Origin of the sequence: Vulcanibacillus modesticaldus, assembly GCF_001730235.1 — a bacterium.
In the GTDB taxonomy this organism is placed as follows: Bacteria; Bacillota; Bacilli; order Tepidibacillales; family Tepidibacillaceae; genus Vulcanibacillus; species Vulcanibacillus modesticaldus.
The window spans coordinates 1-1,208 of record NZ_MIJF01000079.1 but is presented as its reverse complement, the minus strand read 5'-3'; the positions used below and the strand labels follow the sequence as shown (position 1 = coordinate 1,208).

At 27.2% G+C, this 1,208-nt stretch carries 4 protein-coding genes; all 4 read right to left on the bottom strand.

What is annotated here, in order from left to right; genetic code table 11:
- The coding region (locus BHF71_RS10530) for a transposase (protein ID WP_084024127.1) at positions 1–175 on the bottom strand (175 nt) is incomplete at its 3' end.
- A 63-nt stretch (positions 176–238) separates the two neighbouring features.
- Positions 239–619, bottom strand: a complete 381-nt coding sequence (locus tag BHF71_RS10525) for a hypothetical protein (RefSeq protein ID WP_069657593.1) — start codon at positions 617–619, stop codon at positions 239–241.
- Entirely contained in the window at positions 601–840 is a 240-nt protein-coding gene (locus tag BHF71_RS12625) for an ABC-three component system middle component 6 (protein ID WP_069657592.1), read from the bottom strand. Before BHF71_RS12625 ends, BHF71_RS10525 begins: the two co-directional genes overlap by 19 nt.
- A gap of 160 nt (positions 841–1,000) precedes the next feature.
- The coding region (locus BHF71_RS10515) for an integrase core domain-containing protein (RefSeq protein ID WP_141705358.1) at positions 1,001–1,208 on the bottom strand (208 nt) is incomplete at its 5' end.

Genomic DNA, 1,208 nt, shown 5'->3' with positions numbered 1-1,208 from the left:
AGGAATCCTTTCCTTCACCTACAGGGGTATAGGACCTAATCCATTTATATATCGTTACTTCAGATACACCATATTCGCTACTTAATTTTTTTACTGGAGTTCCAGAATTGTAGAGTTCCACTATTGTTTGTTTAAAATCTTCAGTATATTTTTTTGCTACACCTTTTCTTTTCATATAGGACACATCCTCTCAAAATTATTGTATTAGACTTAACTAAGGTGTGTCCACAAAACTATACTAACTCCAATCTTTTTTATATGGTTTATCATCAATAAACCTTGAACCATTCTTATATAAGCCTCTTCTTATAGAAATATGATTTTTTTCATTAAACAGTATTAACTCGGCCTCAACTTTATATTCTTCTAAAAAATTTTTAATTTTTTCATTATCCGTTTTTGTTTCATTATCTTTATACAGGTAACTTGGGGTTTTTGCGCCAAGACATAAATCAATAATTTTTACGGCTGTAGATTTTCCAACACTATTCCCTGAAGTTTGAGGAATATTATCGGTTATATCAACTATTAAATTTAATCCATTTAATTTAAATGGAATATCTCTTATTATTTCTATATTTGGTTCAGTTTTTCTTACTATCAGTCTTTTAATAAACATAATTCAATTTTATCTCCATTCAATTTTATTAAGTCAAGCAAAAACAACCAATCCAAACTATAATATAAATAATCTATGGGTAATTTTTTTGTTATCTTTTCATTCATAGATTTAAATAATAAATCAATTTCTATACATTTGTATTTATATAAAATATCTAATATAATTGCTCCGAGGTAATATAGTGAATATTCTGGATTTCTATCCGTAGATATTAACATATTTATCAGGCCTTTCTAATATTTTGCATTCTGCGAAAGAAAAACACAAAAATACTGATAAACTTAAATCTAAGTTTTCATAAAAAAATGATTCATTGTTATAATGATCTTGAATTTTAGTGGATTTGAGTCAATATATTGGACACAAAAAAGTTAACTCTTATGCTGAATGTTTCAATTGATCTTCGATGGCTTGAGGAGTCAAATAACCTAAAGCACTATGTATTCTTCTTCGGTTGTACCAGCCCTCAATATATTGAAAAATTGCTATCTTAGCAGAATAGTAATCTAGATATTGCACGTGATTTACTTCTTCTTTTTTCAATATAGCATGAAATGATTCAATACAAGCATTATCATAGGGATTA

Coding starts and splice junctions, on each gene's coding strand:
- BHF71_RS10525 (WP_069657593.1), bottom strand. CDS start 619: ATGTTTATTAAAAGACTGATAGTAAGAAAAACTGAACCAAATATAGAA.
- BHF71_RS12625 (WP_069657592.1), bottom strand. CDS start 840: ATGTTAATATCTACGGATAGAAATCCAGAATATTCACTATATTACCTC.